Source organism: Streptomyces sp. NPDC001393 (genome assembly GCF_053597455.1).
Genome location: NZ_JBSFIH010000099.1, coordinates 1 through 16,012, shown reverse-complemented (window position 1 = coordinate 16,012; position 16,012 = coordinate 1). Strand labels below are relative to the sequence as shown.

Here is a 16,012-nt window from a genome sequence, read left to right as displayed (position 1 = left end):
GCGATCATCATGAGCGCCTTCCTGATCGCCTCCAGCTTCATCACCACGCTGCTGATCCCGGCGCCCGGCTTCGCTCGGGCGTCAAGCGCAGTGCATGCGCCTCGCGTTGCGAGGCGCGGCCGGCCTTCGCCCGGCCGGTGGCCTCCGCTGCGCTCCAGCCACCCTGTTGCGCTCCAGCGTCACCAGGTGTGCCACGCTCCGCGCGGCACACCACGGGCCTGACGGCCCGGCAGCAGCAATACGGGGGGGTCGGGGTGGTGCTGCGTCAGGGGAATGCGGGGGCTGAATGGCTTGAATTGCTGGGAAGTTGAGGGGATAGGTGATGTGTTGTCAAGCTGCTTAAACTATCGTGCCCGGTCGGAGCGACCGGTGGTACACCATACTCAAAGAGCGATATGGAGACTGCTGCTTCATTTTGAAGCATGAGATAGACTCTGGAAGCAGGTAGCGACCCGGTGAGGGGTGTGATCCGAGTTGCACCGGGCTTGCTCGCCCTCTGTCCGAATGTGCTGCGGCCTAGTCACGGTAGCTCACCGCAGCCGCTCGTGCGCCGTCTACATGCAGGTTTGCCGTTACCTATCGAGTGAGACCTATCACCGGCCCGCAGGAGAAGGCAGATCCGAATGGCAGCAAAGGAACTCCGTCCTCACCAGCGAGAAGCCGTGGACGCGGTACTCCGCGCGCTCGAATTGCCTGCACACTCGACTGTGCCCGAGCGGGGACTACGGACGCAGGTGATCATGGCAACCGGGACCGGGAAGACCCTCGTGGCCACCCGGAGCGCCGAGGAACTCCGCGCGGGCCGTGTGCTCGTCCTCGTGCCCTCGCTGGACCTGCTCGCCCAGACCGAGGCCGCGTGGCGCGAGGGAGGCCGCACAGGCCCCATGATCGGAGTCTCGTCCCTGCGCGGGCAGGAGGCGGGCTTCCCGAACACCACGGACGTGGACGAGCTGGTCGCCTGGGTGCGTCCCTTCGACAAGGTGACCGTGTTCGCCACGTACGCCTCGCTGGGACTGGGCACGCTGGAGCGCGCGCACGCCGCCGGCCTTCCGGGGTGGTCGCTGATCGTCGTGGACGAAGCCCACAGGGTTTCGGGCCGGATCGGCAAGCCCTGGGCGGTCGTCCACGACAACACCCGCATCCCCTCCCTCCGCCGCCTGTACATGACCGCCACACCCCGGCTGTGGCAACTCGACGAGGACTCCGAGCAGGGCGCGCCGGGCGAGCTGGTGGCGAGCATGGAGGACGACCCGGACGGCCCGTTCGGCGCCCGCTGCTACACCCTCACGCTGTCCGAGGCGATCGACCGGGGCATCTGCGCGCCGTACCAGGTCGTGTGCCTCGACATCACCGACACCCAGCTCCAGGCCGCCCAACTTCTCGGTATTGAAGGCCGCTCGGAGAAGGTGCGCGGGGCGCGGCTCGCCGCGCTGCAGACCGCTTTGGTGAAGGCGTCCGCGGAGGACAACTTCCGGCGCACGCTCGTCTTCCACCACATGGTGAAGGAGGCCGAAGCCTTCGCGGCCGGCCTTCCCGATGTCGCCAAGCGGCTGCACGCCACCGATCCGGAGCTGTACCCGGCCACGATCTGGGCCAACTGGCTGTGCGGCGAGCACAAACCGAATCACCGGCAACGGGTACTCGGGGAGTTCGCCGACGGGATGGCCACAGACGGCACCATGGTGGAGAAAAGCTTCCTGGGCTCGGTGAGAGTGCTGGGCGAAGGCGTCGACACCAAAAACTGCGACAGCGTCTACTTCGCCGACGTACGCGGCTCCATGCCCGACCTCGTCCAAGCCGTCGGCCGCGCCCTGCGCATCCACCCCGGCGAAGGCAAAACCGCCTCCCTCGTCGTCCCTGTCCTGCTCGGGCCGGGCGAGACGGCAGACAACATGCTCACCAGTCGCGCCTACGGCGGCCTCGCCAAACTGCTGGAAGCGCTCAGGGCACACGATGCCCGCGTCGTGGAGCAACTCGCCGAACCACAGGCACCAAGCCGCGTCAGAGGCGTACAGAGCCGCAGCGGGCCCGAAGACGAGGAATCCGACAGCGACCGAAGCGACCGACTGTCCCTGCCGGCCCGCGCACTTCTGAAATTCAGCACCCCACGCGACCCCGCGCAGCTGGCCGCGTTCATCAACCTCCGCGTCCTCAACCCCGAACACGCCCACTGGCGACGCGGCATCGAAGCCGCCACCCTCTACGCCCGTGAGCACGGCGACCTGAAGGTCCCCTTCACGTACCGCGTCCCCGAGCGCGGCGACCAGGAGGCCCAGACCGAGGCGTGGCCAGCCTCGCTCGCCTCCTTCCCGCTGGGGCAGTGGATCGCGGACGCCAGGCGCGTCTACGCCCGTGGGGACATGGACGAGGACCGCGTGGCGCAGCTGGAGAAGCTGGGCATGGTCTGGTCGCACTTCGACGTCGCATGGGAGGAAGGGCTGGCTGTCGCGCGCGGGTGGGCCGCCGAGAACGGGCACCTCCTGGCCCCACTGGACGCCACCTACCAGGGACACCGGGTGGGCATCTGGCTGAAGAACGCACGCGCCGCCGCCCGCAAGGCCGCCGAGATCGAGCAACGGCGCGCCAAGGGGGTGCCGGTGGGGTCATCGGCCGGGGCGCTGTCGGAGGAGCGGCGCGAGCAGCTGGAAGAGATCGACCCCGCCTGGTGCCCGGCCTGGCCCGTGGAGTGGCAACGCGCCTTCCACCTCGTCCGGCTCCACCTGGAGACCGGCGGCGCGCTACCCATGTCGCGGGGCGAGGTCGTGCACCAGGGCGAAGACCTCGGCCGGTGGGTGCGCTCGGTCCGGTACGGCTGGGGCAAGCTCACCACCGTCCAGCAGTGGATGTGCGAGCACATCCTCGCCATCGAACCCGCAGACGAGAACGAGAAACCCAAGCCGCGCCGTACGCAGGCCGACAAATGGGCCATGAACTACGCCGCCGCACGGCAGTACTACCAACGCGAAGGCCACCTACGCGTACCCCGCAAACACATCGAAACGATCGTCACCGGCGACGACCAGCAGGAACACGAACTCCGACTCGGAGCATGGATCAGCAACCAACGCTCACGGGCCGCCACACTCTCCCCCGAACGCATCGAGCAGCTCTCCAACATCGGCATGCGCTGGTCGTAGGCGATCAGGTCACGGGCGAGGAGGCTGGACGGTGAGGTACGGGGCGAGTCGGGCTTCCAGGTCTGCGATGCGTTTGTCGAGGAAGCGGTTGTTCTGGCGGGCACTGGCCAGGCGCTCTTGGATGTGCTGATTGTCCTGGGTGAGCTGTCGTACCTGCTGCTTCAGGGTGGTGTTCTCGGTGACGATCCGTTGAAGTGCCCCTTCGGGAAGGTCGTGTTCGAGGTCGCGGATCTTGCCGAGGAGTTCTGCGATGCGGGTGCGCTGAGCGCGGATTTCGCGCTGGGCTTGAGCGAGAGCGTCTTCTGCGTTGAGTGCGCGTTCTTTCCAGGCTGGCTGTATGGGGCTGCGGCTTCTTGTGGCGGTTTCAGGGTGGGAGGTGCTTGAGCGGGTGGCTTGCTCAACAAGGGCTCTGGCCTGCTGATTCTGGTAGAGGAAGGTGCGTGAGACGCGGGCGGTACGGGCAAGCGCTGCAACGGTGACAGGTGCGTGGTCGCGTGCCATGGCCGCTAGGGCTGTCTGAAGGCGTTCGAGCATCTCTTGCGTGGCTCGGCGGCGGGCCTGGATGGCCGCGTCGGTGCGGGACGTGTTCATGGCTGCCCTGTGGCATCCGGGTCGGGGGCTTGCAGTGCGGCGAGGTCTCGGGCGCGGAAGGCGGTGCTCCAGGTGCGGTGGAAGTAGTCCTGGGGGCGTCGCAGGTCGAGCGTGAGGGCTTCGTCGAGGATGCCGAGGGCGGCCAGGGCCTGCTCGAGTCCTTTGATGGCTTTGGCGGTGGGTTCGAAGACGGTGTGGAGGTAGTCGGCGGTGGCGTCGTCGGGGGCGTTCTCGGCGATGGTGCGCCACTGTTCGGCTTTGCGCCGCCAGTAGAGGAGGTCTGCGCCGGAAAGGACGAAGTTGTCGCAGTTCTCGCAGTCGAGTTTCCAGGGGCAGGCTCCGCCGTCGACGACGGGTTGGTAGGTGCAGAATCCGCCGTCGGCGGGAGTGCTGCGGCGGGAGAGGTCCAGGGCCAGGGCGAGGGCTGTTTCGCGGTCCATGGGGGTGGTGTCGCCGGAGAGGAGTTCGCCTGGGTTGGGTGCGCCGGGCCCGGCCACCCAGACGGTGTTAAGGACGTCTTCGAGGTCGCTGTTGGTGATCTTGACGTAGTGCTCGGCCATGCGTTCGGAGAGCTGGCCGAGGTAGCGGCGGATGTGGGTGAGTGTGGCGCCGGCGCGCAGCAGGTTGGTGGCCAGGGTGTGGCGGGCCTGGTGGGCGACGTAGGCGCCTCCGAGGTCGAGGTCGGCGATCCAGGTCTTGAAGCGCTGGTTGAAGTGGCCGTAGGAGATCGGCTGTCGGCCGTTGGGGTTGCGGATGCGGGAGGGGAACAGGGCCAGGCCGGGGCGTTCGGCAGCTGTGGGGGTGCGGCCGCATCGCTTTTCGAAGAGCTGGAGTGTCTTGGTGCGGCGGGCGTCGAGGCGGTGGTAGACGGGCTCGGGGATGCGGATGCCCTCGTTGTAGTTGCCGACCTTGGTCTGGTCGTGCCACAGCATGGCCAGGCCGCGGTAGCGGCCGATGCAGTCCAGTCGCAGTCCGACGACCTCGCTGCAGCGGCGCCCGGTGGCGACGATGGTCTCCCAGATGTCCCGCAGGCCCCGGTCGTTGAGGTCGAGTTCCTCCAGGCGGCACAGGTTGGTCTCGTCGGTCAGCGCGCGGGCGACGTCGTCGCTGAAAGGGTTGCGGGAGCGCTGCTTGAGGCCGGTGCCGCCGAAGGGGATGGCGGTCAGGAAGCCGGTGTCGATGCCGAGGCGTTCGGCGTGGCCGGCTGTGATGGCGCTGTAGAGCAGCTTGCGAGCCTGGTTGAAGACGAATTGGCAGCTCAGGTCGGTGACGGTGGGAGAACGTCCGTCGACCAGGACCATCCCCAGGGACGGCAGGCCGTGGCGGGCACGGTGGCGCTGGTCAGCGACGAACCGTTCGGCGTGCTCACGGCGCAGCACGGTGGGGTCGTGGCCGGCGTCGGGGGCGTCGGCTTGGAGGAAGACGCCCAGTTCGACGGCGGCGCGGCGCATCTGGTCGAAGGGGCCTCGGGTGCGGGGGCACTGCGGTGAACGGAGCCACTCGGCGAGGTGGTCCCAGAGCAGGTCGCGCAGCCACCGCTGGGGAACGGTGGTGATGTCGAAGTGGCTCTGGGCCTTCTTGAAGCGTCGTCCGAAGTGATCGGTCTCCAGGAAGCCAGCGTCCTTGGTGTCCGATGGGCTGTAGTAGACGCAGCGCAGGCCGTTGACGATTTCCCAGATGATCTTGCGGACCTCGGAGTCCATCTGCTTGCGCGTCAGGTCTTTGTAGCCTTCGTCGTGCAGGTCCATCAGGGACGTGATGCTGCCTCGCCAGCAGTGTCTGACGAGGTTCTTGATGCCGTTGGTGGTCCACTCGGAGTGCTGTGCGGTCTGGGCATGGGCGTGCAGGCCCCACTGAATCTCGGCCCGCACCAGCGGGGGCAGGGCGTGGAGGTTGACCAGTCCTGGCTGCGTGACCGGCTCCGCAGTGGCGCACCAGGCGCGGAATGCCTTCTCGTCGCCGTAGGCCACCGGTAGCGGCCGGCCGTCCTTGAGGGGGCCGCGTGAATTGCGCGACCGGGCTGCTCCCGGACGGTTGTCGATGTTGTATCGGTTCAGGTGCTGCAGGCACAGCCCCAGCGAGGTGCAGGCCAGGAACGGGCACCGCGCCTGGCACAGGCCGTAGCCGGGAAGCGGGTGCTGTGTACGGGTCCAGTACTCGAACCGGTCTTGGTCCATGCCGGCGGCCTCGCCGTACTGCCACCTGGTCTGGTGCTGCTGACACAGCCGGGTGGCAGGGCTGATCGCCGGACGGTCGGGACAGATCAGGCACCGGCCGTAGTCCACCCCCCGCGCCGCGGGCAAAGCGGCGGCCGCATCCATGAAGGCTCGTTTGGTCCGTCCCGTCCGCTCGGCCTGCCCCCACTCCAGGTTGTGCGTGTTGCAGAGGTTGTGGCTGACCCGGCGGATGCGCAGGCAGCCGTCAACGGCGCATTGCCATGCGTAGACCGGGTGCTGAGGTGGGATGAAGATCAGCGTGTCGCGGAAGAGCGGGTCGAATGCGGGGGCGTCGATAAGGGCTGTGAGCAGTTCGAGCCGGTCACGGCCGATGCGGGTGGTGTCGGTGCGGCCAGGCAGCAGCGTCAACGGGATCACGGCTGTGTCCCCCACACCTGCTCCAGCGCCGCGGTGAAGACCGGGTCGTGGACGTCCACGTGGCCGTAGACCTGCTCGACGGTCGCCGCTGAGGCCCAGCCGCCAGCCTCCCGTGCGATCACCGCGTTGCCCCGTGCGGCGTCCAGCACCGCGGTGGCGAAGCTGTGCCGGAAAGCGTGCGGTACTACCCGGCCGATCTGGCCACGGGCAGCGGCCCGGCGCAGCATGCCGCGGGCCGCGGCGGTGGTCCACGGTTGGCCTCGGGAGGGGCCGTGCAGGCTGACCAGGAGCATGCCGTGAGCGGTCTGGGCGGGGTACTGGGTGGTGATGTACTCGAAGTAGGTATGGATCATCGCCCGACTCGCCCGGCGCACCGTACCCCCGCACACGGCGTCGTCCTGCCAGGCCCAGGGCGTCTTGGTCTTGACGCGGGCCCGATTGGCGTTGTCCTCACGGTGGCAGATGTGCACATGCGGCCCCCGGCACTCACCGCACGCGGCCTGCTCGCGCAGGTGCAGGTCGACCAGACGCAGCCCGCACAGCTCACCGATCCGGAAACCGCCGTCGGCCAGCCACGTGACCACCATCCGGTCCCGCGCACACGACACCGCCCCCAGCAGCAGATCCCGGGCACCCTCGGGAAGCATCTTCGGATGCCGGCGCACCCGCTCCGCCGGAGCCAGGGGGTTGGCCGGCATGCTGTGCAGGACGTGCCCGAGCATCGCCCGCCGCCTGTCTGCCCGCGTCGGCAGCCGGGTCACACGCAGCGCCTCCGCCAGTGCCGGGTTCACGCCGTGGGTGCCCAGGTGGAGGTAGAAGCCCTTCAGGCAGGCCGCCGCGGTCTTCAACGCGCTGTGCCCGTAAGGGCGTTTGTTCTCCCGCCACGGCAACCCGAACGGCCCGGGGTAGTCCGCTCCCAGGGCAGCCATGTAGTGCCGAAGATCCTCGAGCGACGCTGCTCCTACGTCCAGGCCCGCGAACCGCAGCCACCGCAGATGGTCCACCAGCACATACGCGTACGTACGGTCCGTACCCGACCGGCAGGTACGCAGGAACCCGTCCGCCTCCGCCACCACCGAGCAGTCCGTGTCCACGACCGTGTAGCAGACCCGCCCGCCGGCACGGACGATCTCCTGCACCCGCAACTGGCCCACCACCAGCCGACCACCCATGCGCGCCCCTCCGAACCCAGGACCGCCCCGCTGGCAGCACCCCAGACCCGAGTCCACACCCCTCCCCCACCCCCACGGACCACTCCACGCGAACGTCACACACACCCAGGCCACGGTTGGTAAAGTCCGTCACCCCCACACGCCAGAACGCCCCCTCGGGTCACGTTGGCGGCAGGCACCCTCAGGGACAGGCGTGGCCCAGAGCACGGTGGCTCATCCACACCGCCACATCACACACCCGCAGCGCGCTCACCGTCTTCGGCAGCCCCGCAGCCTGCCTCAACTCCAGCAGTTGGCGGTGCAAAGCGCCGTCGTCCTCGCGCAGCGCGGCATGGAGGGCGCGCCAGATGGACGGCGGCCGGCCGACAGCGCAACGCACCACGCGGTCGTAGACCGGAAGCAACCGCGGACGCTTGCGCGCCAGGAGCTTGCCCGCGATCACCCATCCGACATCGCGCTGGTCGCACAGAAGGTGCCAGGCCTCATCCGCCGGCGAGCCATCGGCCAAGACGGCTGCTGCGGCATCAGCCATGTCGATGTCCCTGGGAATGGCGTGCAGCAGACCGGACAGCTGTGCGCCCAGGTGGCCCTCCAGAAGATCCAACGCGACAGGTGCCGGAACGGTCACCGACAAAGTCTGCACCGCGATCAGATCCTCCGCCGTGACCCGGTCGGCTATCTCCGGCCGGTCTCCCCCACCCGCCAGATGCTCGAACCGACTGCCGGTGAACCCGGCCACGCCAGACGGCAGACCTATACCGAAGTAGCGCCGAAGATCCACGACGGCCTGAGGATCGGAGATGAAGGCGCGTAGCCGTTCCGCGAACGACTGCGGGAAAACAGCCAAGGACACCGGTGCTCCGTTCTGACAGGACTGGGCAGCCGGGCAACTGCACGCCGCCCATGGCTATCGGAGCTTTCGAGGTCACCGGTTCTTTGAACCCGGCACTGTCAGGCGGTTCCCACCTGAGGTAGTGCAGGAGGTCACCAACGGTGCGCCGGGCGCGAAGCGGCCAGCGGCATACCGCAAGGACATGAACAGCACGGACGCGTCCAGCACCCAAGCACCGTCCGGAGGCAATTCAGCTCGCACAGGCGGCTTGGCACCATTTTCGCTGGCTGGGCTCCGTAAGTCGACTTACGGAGCCCAGCCAGCTCAGGCGAGATGTGCTGTTGGCCGGCGGCTCGGGGAAGCTCCTAGTCACGCCCACCCGGCCGCGCGAGTTCTCCTATTGTCCTCTCCAGGGCATTCAGAGCTGGTGCCAGATACGAGTGCTCAGTGCCGTATGCAACCAAGCCGCCTGCCGCTTCGGTAAACGCTCTTAGATCAGCATCCGCAGCAGATAGAAGTGCGGTTCCCTCCGGTGAGGTAAGCCGGATATAAATGCGCCGTTCACTTCCTGTCCCAGTATCAGGCCACACGATGACGTCACCGAGTCCGCTATTGCGCTCCAAACCACTTCTCAGCAGGTCGCGAGCGAAAGTCCATACCGTCTCGTCTCTGGTGTCTGCCCCGAAGCGCACTTCAACGGCGTAGGGATCAGACACGCGGTACGTCAGCCGGGTATGCAAGCTTGGCGTCAGCGCCAATGACTCACGTTCATCGCTGTGAAAGGACATAGGCAGCTCAGAGTGCACTTCGCGAACGCCATGAGCAGTCGTCTTCCACAGCCTTGCTCTGCAGGGCAGCGCCTGTTGCCTCAGGTTCCGTCCTGCTCCGTCGCTCCTGTCGACCGGACGACGATGCCTCGGCGTACAAGCTGCCTTCGGCAGTAGCAGTCCACTGCTGACGGCCGTATATGCGAAGTCCGCGAAGCGCGTAATGTGCAGTGCGGCAGGCCGCATAGTGCAGACGAGAAGTTCTGTGTGCGCAGCGTAGGGCGTTGTCTCGATCAGATGTGCCGACGGCTGAACTAGCTGCTGCAAGTCTTGCAGCTGCGGCTTGTGTTGCCCCGATCCCAGCCAATCCAGAGCGTGAGGCTTGAGCGCTGTGCACGTGCTGATGTGGGGTGAAAATAGAGGCAATTCCTGCTCGTGCCTATGCATGGCGAAAGCAGTCGTCTTCAGATACTCGAGTTTCAGGTACTCGAAAGTGAAGCGGCGCGTAGGTGCTGGTCGCCAGAACAGCAGCAAGTCATTGGGCATGGCCGGCCAGGTGTTGCCGAGCACGTTGAGGCGTGGCGGTCCTCCCCGATCGCCCCCTGCGTATGGCGGGGACAGCAGCAACCACGGAACGGTGCGGATATCCCGTAGCCGCGGCTCGCTCCACAGCCGTTGTGCAGGCGGCACGCGCCGGTGGTCCCGACCGAAGCTGTTTTTGTAGAGCCAGGCGAACAGAGCCGTGGAGATCACACTCTTGCCAGCGCCAGTTGCCGTATAGAGGAAGATCCGAGATTCCTGGCGCGGTGTCAGGCCAGGGACCGTGCACTCGTACTGAGGCGCCTGCGCGCCGCCATCGGGAGCTTCGGCGAAGTTATCAGGGAGCAGTTCATCGACTGGCTGCGGGACGGATATGTCGTCGGGCTGCACCGTGTCGCCGAGGAACCTCTGCTGGCCGCGGGCCTGTGCCATGCGGATTCGGGCGGTGGAGGGGATTACGCCGGTCTCTGCCACAACGTGGGGGGCTCCCAGGCTGGAAGCATCGAGCAGGGCGTCGAATTCGTCATCCGTCACAGCGAGGTGGTCCATGGGTTCGTCCTTCCGGACGGTCATCGTGCTCCCCCTTCCCCGAGGTCCGACTTGCCGCCCAGGTCGATGAGGATGCGGGCGCGGAGCCGGCCGATGCGGCCTTCCAGTGCTTTCTCCGTCAATCCAACCTCAGCGGCGGCCTGCTGCTGGGTGTAGCCCAGCGCACGCAAGGCAAGTCCTCTGCGGACCTTGGTATCAGTGATGTACGGGAGGATGCGCTTGATTTCTTCGTGGGTGGCTGCGGCGTAGAAAGGGTCGGTAGCGCGCTGGTCGGGGATCTCCCGGTCAGCGGAGGCGCCATCGTGGTCGGCGACAGGCCGGTCCAGCTCAGCCTGCCCCATCTGCACTCCACGGAACCAGCGGTCATAGACGCGATGGAAGGAACGAATGCAAGCACCGACGAAGTAGGTGGTCAGGCTAGCGCCGCCGTCCGGGGTCCACTTGCCGCGGATGAGGCCGTGCTCGAGGAAGAGGTCCAAGCCGGCGATGACGGTGTCGGTGGTCACCTCGGCGCGGTCGTCAGCATTCCAGCCGGGCGCGGTCATGTGAAGGGGGACGGGGCGGCCGACCCGGCTGGCCTGGACGAAGATCTCGCCGGTGCCGGTCCACTTATTGATGGTGAGCCACCCGTACTCCATCAGCCGGGTGGTGGTCTTCTCGTAGCGGGCGCCCTGAAAGTTGTCAGCGCGCAGGAGGTCGACGACGCGGGCATCGACGGCACGGCCTCCCAGGCGGCGAGCTTCGTCCTGCGCCGAACCGGCGAGCGTGTGCTCCAGGCTCAACAGGCCTGCAGGGCTGAGCTCCTCCAGCTCTTGGTCCTCCTGCAGGAGGCCCTGGGGGGTACCCCCCTGGCACATCTCATCCGGCACACTCGCTCCTTGCGTCCTGCCGCCCCCGTGGGCCCCGTTTCCCGCCTGTCGCAGGGTCATAGGCGCCGGTCGCCACTTTCCCCTCGCCAAACTCACAAAGAAATTCTGTGACTCACATCACGTGCAGGGAGGCAAGGGGAAGAGCGTCGCCGGGGTCTACAGCATCCACGACCAGACACCCCACCGGGGTGAAATCCTCCCGCACATAACGGAGTTCACATGACCCAGAACACCCAGCCGAGCGGTGGCCAGCCGCTGCTCGGGGTACGCAGCGCCATCGTGCTGCTGCTTGGCGTCCTCACCGCGGTCGGCGCCGGCGTCCTGACCTATCTCGCCCAGCGCTCGCTGCCTGCCTCCGGTCTCGCCGCCGGCGCCGGGTTCGCCGCGGGCGTGCTGTTCTTCCACACCATCATCGGCTAACCCGACCGCCCTGTTCGGGGGGCCTTGGGGGCGGCAGCCGTCTGCACGACTGCCGCCCCCAAGGCCCCCCGGCCGCTTCTGCCCCCCAACAGCCTGCCCCTCGCCCACCTCCAACGGCATACGATCCGCCGTCCTCCTCACCGCCACACCCCCGCACTGGCACCCCTAGGCAACGGTGAACGCACCAGCCCACACAAAAACGACACCGAAGCCACAATCACAGACGTCCCCACGACCTCAACCTCGCGGACATGCACGGGACGCCAAATGCCAGTTCAGCAACGCTTCACACACCATCTCAGTCGGTAAAGTGGACGAGGCGCACCGGACTTCGGGGCGGATCGGCAAGCCCTGGGCGGTCGTCCACGACAACACCCGCATCCCCGCACTGCGGCGGCTGTACATGACGGCCACACCCCGGCTGTGGCAGCTGGACGACGACACCGAGCCGGGGGTACCCGGTGAGCTGGTTGCGTCGATGGAGGACGATCCGGACGGACCGTTCGGCAGCAGGTGCTACACCCTGACCCTGTCCGAGGCGATCAACTGGGGCATCTGCGCGCCGTACCAGGTGGTCTGCGTCGACATTACCGACACCCAGCTGAAGGCCACGCAGCTCCTGGGCATCGAAGGCCGGTCGGATGAGGTGCGCGGGGCGCGGCTCGCGGCTCTGCAGACGGCGCTGGTGAAGGCGTCGGCCGAGGAGGACTTCCGCCGCACGCTCGTCTTCCACCACCTGGTCAAGGAGGCCGAGGCCTTCGCAGCAGGCCTTCCCGACGTCGCCGCGCAGCTGCATGCGGACGACCCGGAGCTGTACCCGAGCGCGGTCTGGGCCGACTGGCTCTGCGGCGATCACCCACCGGCCCACCGGCGCCGCGTGCTGGACGAGTTCGCCGGCGGCACGGACGGGGCAAGGCGCTTTTTGGGGTCGGCGAAGGTCCTGGGTGAGGGCGTCGACATCCAGAACTGCGACAGCGTGTACTTCGCCGACGTCCGCGGCTCCATGCCCGACCTCGTCCAGGCCGTCGGCCGTGCCCTGCGCATCCAGCCAGGTCAGGGCAAGGTGGCCTCGCTGGTGGTGCCGATCCTGCTCGGGCCCGGGGAGAGTGCGGACAACATGCTCACCTCACGGGCGTACGGCGGACTCGCCAAGCTCCTGGAAGCCCTCAGGGCGCACGACACCCGCATCGTGGAGGCATTGGCCGTCCCCCAGGCGCAAAGCCGCTCCAAGGGCGTCCCAAGCCGCACAGAAGGCCAGGACGCAGAGAGCACCGAGGGCGAAGACGGCGTCCTTGTCTCGGCGCCGGCGCGGGCGCTGCTGAAGTTCAGCACCCCGCGCGATGCGGCCGCCCTGGCGGCGTTCATCAACCTGCGCGTCCTCAACCCCGAGAAGGAGCACTGGCGGCGCGGCATGGAAGCGGCCGTCCTCTACACCCGGCTCCACGGCGACCTGAAGATCCCGTTCACCTACCGCGTGCCCGACGGCCAGGAGCAGGAGGCCGATGGCCGAGGTGAAGAGGAGAGCGAGGGTGTGCGCGAGAGGTGGCCGGCCCCGCTCGCAGGCTTCCCGCTCGGGCAGTGGATCGCCGACGCCCGCCATCGGAACGCCCGCGGCCGCCTGAACGCCCAACGTGTCCAGCAGTTGGAGACGCTGGGCATGGTCTGGTCGCACCGTGACGTCGCATGGGAGGAAGGGCTCACCGCGGCGCGTGGGTGGGCCGAGGAGAACGGGCACCTCCTGGCGCCGCTCGACGCCGTCCACCGGGGTCACAAGGTGGGCATCTGGCTGAAGAACGCCCGAGCCGACGCCCGCGCCGGGACGCTGGACCCGGAGCGGCGCGAACAACTGGACGACATCGACCCTTCCTGGTGTCCTGCCTGGCCCGTGGAATGGCAGCGCGCCTTCCAGCTCGTCCGCCAGCACCTTCAGGCCCGCGGCGCGCTGCCGACCGCGCCGGGCCAGGCCGTGCACCAGGGCGAGGATCTCGGGCGGTGGATCAGAGCGCAACGCCTTGGATGGGACCGGCTCACCGGCGCCCAGCAGTGGATGTGCGAGCACATCCTCGGCATCGAACCCGCCACCGAGGACGAGAAGCCGAAACCACGCCGCACGCATGCCGACAAGTGGGCGCTCAACTACGCCGCCGCCAAGCAGTTCTACGAACGCGAAGGCCACCTGAAGGTACCCAGGGGACACGTCGAACGGATCCTCATCGGCAAGGGCGGCGACGGCGAGAACCAGCAGGAACGAGACCTCAAGCTGGGGTCATGGATCAGCAACCAGCGCAGCAGAGCCGCAAACCTGTCCCCGGAACGGCGCGAGCAGCTGACGGCGATCAAGATGCGGTGGGCATAGCGGCGTAACCGAGGAAGGGCCTCGTCCACGAGGAACGCGCGGGGCCGCTCGGCCAGGGCGGTCTTCAGCAGACGGTCGAACTCGCTGGGATGGCACGGTGGTTCGCCCGCCAGGTCGAGCGCGGTGAACAGTTCGTAGCGCACCGCGCGGGCCGTCGGCCGCGCCCGGAAGGTGACCTTGCGGACGTCCTCGTGTGGTTCGATCTCGCGCAGACAGGTGTTGACGGCGAGGGTCTTGCCGAAACCGGCGCCGCCGTGGATACACATCATGGCGCGGGCGGCGACGGTGTCGGTGATGTCCTCCCGAGCGGTGAGCAGGGCGCGGGTGGTGACCACGGACGCATCGGGCAGGTCGACGTACTGATAGGTGACCGCGGTCACGAGGCGTCTCCGTCGGTGGCGGGGCATGAAGCCGGCCCGGGCGGGCCGTCTGGAACAGAAGCGGGGCCCTGGCCGGGTGGAGCCGGATCGGGCTGGCCGGAGCCGGTCAGAGCGGCAAGGGAAGCAGGGGTGCGCCACCCGATTGGCGGCGCGGCCGGAGGGATGAGATTCGGCAGCGCCAGATCCGACACGTCAGTGCCGGTGGCCTGGGCGAGCTCGGTCTCGGCCTGCGCGGTGGTCAGCGCGCCGAGCCGCCGGGGTGCCTCGGGCCGGTTCACGGCGGCGTAGCGCTCGCGCTGGGAAGCTCCGAGGTCCTTCTTCAGGCGGCGGGCGCGGACGGCCCGTGCTCGCCGTACGGCGCTGACCCGTTCCTCGGTGGCCCCGTCGGCCAGGTCCGCGGGACCGAGGTAGCGGCCGGTGGCCGCGCGGTAGACCTCGATCCGGTAGCCGTGGTGGGGCATGAAGCGGATGCAGACCCGGATGCCGGCCTGGCCGGTCATCCACGGGCCCACGTAGTCGCATTTCCTGAAGCGGACTCCGCCCGTGGTCAGCATGCGGGTACCGGCGCCCTCCAGGGTGAACGTCCACAGATCGGCAGACGCCACGTCCCGCAGCAAGGTGGGATCACCCTGCCACACCCCAAGCGGGGTCCTGCCCAAGACCGTTCTGACCGACGTGGGACCGGTGGAGATCACGGTGCCGCGTGACCGCGACGGCAGCTTCGAGCCGCAGATTGTCAAGAAGCGGCAGAGGCGGCTGACCGGCGTCGACGAGATGGTTCTGTCGCTGTCCGCGCGTGGTCTGACGCACGGTGACATCTCCGCCCACCTGGCCGAGGTCTATGGCGCGAGCGTGTCCAAGCAGACCATCTCGACCATCACCGACAAGGTCATGGACGGGATGGCCGAGTGGCAGAACCGGCCGCTGGACCCGGTCTATCCGGTGATCTTCATCGACTGCGTGCACGTCAAGGTGCGAGATGGGCAGGTGGCGAACCGGCCCATCTACGTCGCACTCGCGGTCACGGTGGACGGCACGCGCGACATTCTCGGCCTGTGGGCCGGCGACGGCGGCGAAGGCGCCAAGTACTGGCTCCCGGTCCTGACCGAGATCAAGAACCGTGGCGTCGAGGACGTGTGCATGGTCGTCTGCGACGGGCTCAAGGGCCTGCCCGACTCGATCTCGGCGGTCTGGCCCCAGGCGGTGACCCAGACCTGTGTCGTCCACCTGATCCGGGCGTCGTTCCGCTACGCGGGCCGCCAGGACTGGGACAAGCTCTCCCGCGCTCTCAAGCCGGTCTACACGGCTCCGACCGCGAGCGCGGCAAAGAACCGGTTCCTGGAGTTCCAGGAAAAGTGGGGCGCCAAGTATCCGGCGATCGTGCGGCTTTGGGAGAACGCCTGGGCGGAGTTCGTGCCGTTCCTCCAGTTCGACACCGAGATCCGCCGTGTCGTCTGCACCACCAACGCGATCGAGTCGGTCAACGCCCGCATACGAAAAGCCGTCCGGGCCCGCGGGCACTTCCCGAACGAGGCCGCAGCCCTCAAATGCGCCTACATGGCCGTCATGAGCCTCGACCCCACCGGCCAGGGACGCAAACGCTGGACCATGCGTTGGAAGCCCGCCCTGCAGGCCTTCGACATCGCCTTCGACGGCCGACTCTCCGTCGGCCGCCGCTAACTCACACCACCCGAGTTACACCATTGGCTGGGCCCTGTCTCGCGTTCGGTGGTGACGGAGCGTGCTGTTATCCGAGGAGGATGCGGTGCCGGAGCAGGGTGAAGCCTGCTCGTCCGTGCATCTGG

At 67.9% G+C, this 16,012-nt stretch carries 10 protein-coding genes and 2 pseudogenes; 4 read left to right on the top strand and 8 right to left on the bottom strand.

Annotation, left to right across the window (positions count from 1 at the left end):
- Positions 1–623: 623 nt before the first annotated feature.
- Positions 624–3,137, top strand: a complete 2,514-nt coding sequence (locus tag ACWC2T_RS44320) for a Helicase associated domain protein (protein WP_450675968.1) — start codon at positions 624–626, stop codon at positions 3,135–3,137.
- 9 nt (positions 3,138–3,146) lie between these two features.
- Here ACWC2T_RS44320 and ACWC2T_RS44315 read toward each other — a convergent pair whose 3' ends face one another.
- The 6 genes from ACWC2T_RS44315 to ACWC2T_RS44290 all read right to left on the bottom strand — a co-directional run bounded on the left by ACWC2T_RS44315 (position 3,147) and on the right by ACWC2T_RS44290 (position 11,051).
- Positions 3,147–3,728, bottom strand: coding sequence for a DUF6262 family protein (locus ACWC2T_RS44315; protein ID WP_450675967.1), 582 nt, complete (start codon positions 3,726–3,728; stop codon positions 3,147–3,149).
- Complete coding sequence (locus ACWC2T_RS44310) at positions 3,725–6,337, bottom strand: tyrosine-type recombinase/integrase (RefSeq protein WP_450675966.1); 2,613 nt, start codon at positions 6,335–6,337, stop codon at positions 3,725–3,727. The genes ACWC2T_RS44315 and ACWC2T_RS44310 overlap by 4 nt, the downstream gene beginning before the upstream one ends.
- Positions 6,319–7,494 carry a tyrosine-type recombinase/integrase gene (locus ACWC2T_RS44305; RefSeq protein ID WP_450675965.1) on the bottom strand — a complete coding sequence of 392 codons (1,176 nt, stop codon included), beginning with the start codon at positions 7,492–7,494 and terminating at the stop codon, positions 6,319–6,321. Before ACWC2T_RS44305 ends, ACWC2T_RS44310 begins: the two co-directional genes overlap by 19 nt.
- A 181-nt stretch (positions 7,495–7,675) precedes the next feature.
- Entirely contained in the window at positions 7,676–8,347 is a 672-nt protein-coding gene (locus ACWC2T_RS44300) for a DUF6308 family protein (protein ID WP_450675964.1), read from the bottom strand.
- A gap of 344 nt (positions 8,348–8,691) precedes the next feature.
- A complete protein-coding gene (locus ACWC2T_RS44295; RefSeq protein WP_450675963.1) occupies positions 8,692–10,182 on the bottom strand; it encodes an SsgA family sporulation/cell division regulator in 1,491 nt (496 codons plus the stop codon).
- A gap of 20 nt (positions 10,183–10,202) precedes the next feature.
- Positions 10,203–11,051 carry a hypothetical protein gene (locus ACWC2T_RS44290; RefSeq protein WP_450675962.1) on the bottom strand — a complete coding sequence of 283 codons (849 nt, stop codon included), beginning with the start codon at positions 11,049–11,051 and terminating at the stop codon, positions 10,203–10,205.
- 219 nt (positions 11,052–11,270) lie between these two features.
- Here ACWC2T_RS44290 and ACWC2T_RS44285 point away from each other — a divergent pair, with 219 nt between their 5' ends.
- Positions 11,271–11,471, top strand: a complete 201-nt coding sequence (locus ACWC2T_RS44285) for a hypothetical protein (RefSeq protein WP_450675961.1) — start codon at positions 11,271–11,273, stop codon at positions 11,469–11,471.
- Positions 11,472–11,781: 310 nt separating this feature from the next.
- Complete coding sequence (locus tag ACWC2T_RS44280; protein ID WP_450675960.1) at positions 11,782–13,827, top strand: Helicase associated domain protein; 2,046 nt, start codon at positions 11,782–11,784, stop codon at positions 13,825–13,827.
- Between the two features lie 29 nt (positions 13,828–13,856).
- On the opposite strand, the pseudogene ACWC2T_RS44275 reads toward ACWC2T_RS44280, so the two are convergent.
- Together ACWC2T_RS44275 and ACWC2T_RS44270 are read right to left on the bottom strand one after the other, a co-directional pair.
- Positions 13,857–14,093, bottom strand: a pseudogene (locus ACWC2T_RS44275) (ATP-binding protein); the annotation flags it as partial.
- 110 nt (positions 14,094–14,203) lie between these two features.
- Positions 14,204–14,812 carry a Mu transposase C-terminal domain-containing protein gene (locus ACWC2T_RS44270; RefSeq protein WP_450675959.1) on the bottom strand — a complete coding sequence of 203 codons (609 nt, stop codon included), beginning with the start codon at positions 14,810–14,812 and terminating at the stop codon, positions 14,204–14,206.
- A gap of 37 nt (positions 14,813–14,849) precedes the next feature.
- On the opposite strand from ACWC2T_RS44270, the pseudogene ACWC2T_RS44265 reads away from it, so the two are divergent.
- Positions 14,850–15,887 (top strand): annotated as a pseudogene (locus ACWC2T_RS44265) (IS256 family transposase); the annotation flags it as partial.
- Positions 15,888–16,012: the final 125 nt, after the last annotated feature.

Coding starts and splice junctions, on each gene's coding strand:
- ACWC2T_RS44285 (WP_450675961.1), top strand. CDS start 11,271: ATGACCCAGAACACCCAGCCGAGCGGTGGCCAGCCGCTGCTCGGGGTA.
- ACWC2T_RS44315 (WP_450675967.1), bottom strand. CDS start 3,728: ATGAACACGTCCCGCACCGACGCGGCCATCCAGGCCCGCCGCCGAGCC.
- ACWC2T_RS44320 (WP_450675968.1), top strand. CDS start 624: ATGGCAGCAAAGGAACTCCGTCCTCACCAGCGAGAAGCCGTGGACGCG.
- ACWC2T_RS44305 (WP_450675965.1), bottom strand. CDS start 7,494: ATGGGTGGTCGGCTGGTGGTGGGCCAGTTGCGGGTGCAGGAGATCGTC.
- ACWC2T_RS44295 (WP_450675963.1), bottom strand. CDS start 10,182: ATGGACCACCTCGCTGTGACGGATGACGAATTCGACGCCCTGCTCGAT.